Origin of the sequence: Candidatus Pelagibacter communis, from assembly GCF_001179945.1 — a bacterium.
Classification (GTDB): Bacteria; Pseudomonadota; Alphaproteobacteria; order Pelagibacterales; family Pelagibacteraceae; genus Pelagilacustribacter; species Pelagilacustribacter ubique_A.
This window is the reverse complement of the sequence record NZ_CVSG01000067.1, coordinates 1-1,162: the sequence shown is the minus strand read 5'-3', so window position 1 is coordinate 1,162 and position 1,162 is coordinate 1. Positions and strand designations below refer to the sequence as shown.

The following is a 1,162-nucleotide window of genomic DNA, read 5'->3' as shown; positions in this document are numbered from 1 at the left end:
ACTCTGGTCATTTAACAATAAATGCATTTAATATTAGTCAATTTGAAAATCACATCAGAGCTGTTTGTGGATTGAAGAAAGAAAATGTTAAGAAAATAGCAAATGCTGAGATGAAAAATATATTAGGCAGTGAAATACAGAGGTATAGAAAGCGATCTTTTGAAACAGAAGAATACTTCTTTGACTATGGAAAAAAAATAATCAAAGAAAAAAGAAAAATGGGCCACTTGACGATTTTAAAAAAGTAAAATTATTTTATAGTAATTCGATGCATTATTCGGCTACAATTTTTTATTTCGCTTGCTTTATGCATCACACTGAGATTATCCCATAGAACTAAATCCCCTTTTGACCACTCATAAGAAAATATGAATTCTTCTTTATTTACATGATCAATAAGAAAATTTTTAATTTTTTCACTTTCATCAATATTTTTAATTTTTATTAGATGACCCGGAGAAACATATAAAGATTTTTGTCCATTAACCTCTTGAACAATTGGATGTTCAGCTTCTAAAACTTTTGAAGAATTAATTCCAGCTCTTTTTTCCAATTCAAGTCTAGTCTTACTAATCGGTCCGGCAGATGAAAAAACACCTTTAGCATTTTTAATTTTTTGTTTAATTTCATCTGGAAGATTTTTATACGCATTAAAACCAGAGGAAAAAATAGTATTTCCTTGCCCTGCAGGAATTTCTATACCCATAAGCATAGTATATCTCGGTCTATCTTTTTCCAAATATGAAGTGTCCTGATGTAGCCAAGATCCTCCGAAAGCCAAACTTTTGTCACTAGGTTTTCTCTCTAAAACATTTATGTAAGGAAAATTTTCTAATCCTTTTAATCTTGGATACTCTACTAATTGCCCAATAGATTTAGCAAAATTTTGGTATGCATTTGGGTCCAAATTTTGTTTTTTTATGAAAATTACTCCGTATTTATTTAGTATATCTTTAATTTGACCCGTTAAGTCGTTATTTAACTTATTTAAATTTACATCGTTGATGTAGGCACCAACGTTGTTTTTACCTGGAGTTATAGAAACAGATTTCATTTAGTTTACTGAATTAATTATTGATGGATCATTATTAACTGGATTATTAACATCTTTTGAAATTTCATGAAACTTTAAATTGGGTGGTTTTACGGAGTTCAATATTTC

General features: G+C 29.0%; 1 protein-coding gene and 1 pseudogene. One reads left to right on the top strand and one right to left on the bottom strand.

Annotated elements, in window-relative coordinates; genetic code table 11:
• Nucleotides 1-248 (top strand): annotated as a pseudogene (locus AMN78_RS04185) (5-(carboxyamino)imidazole ribonucleotide synthase); the annotation flags it as partial.
• Nucleotides 249-250: 2 nt separating this feature from the next.
• On the opposite strand, the gene AMN78_RS02045 reads toward AMN78_RS04185, so the two are convergent.
• Nucleotides 251-1,054, bottom strand: a complete 804-nt coding sequence (locus AMN78_RS02045) for a TauD/TfdA dioxygenase family protein (RefSeq protein WP_075533939.1) — start codon at nt 1,052-1,054, stop codon at nt 251-253.
• Nucleotides 1,055-1,162 lie beyond the last annotated feature (108 nt).

What these genes read in the sequence shown, in the direction of transcription:
- AMN78_RS02045 (WP_075533939.1), bottom strand. Translation starts at nt 1,054, where the DNA reads ATGAAATCTGTTTCTATAACTCCAGGTAAAAACAACGTTGGTGCCTAC.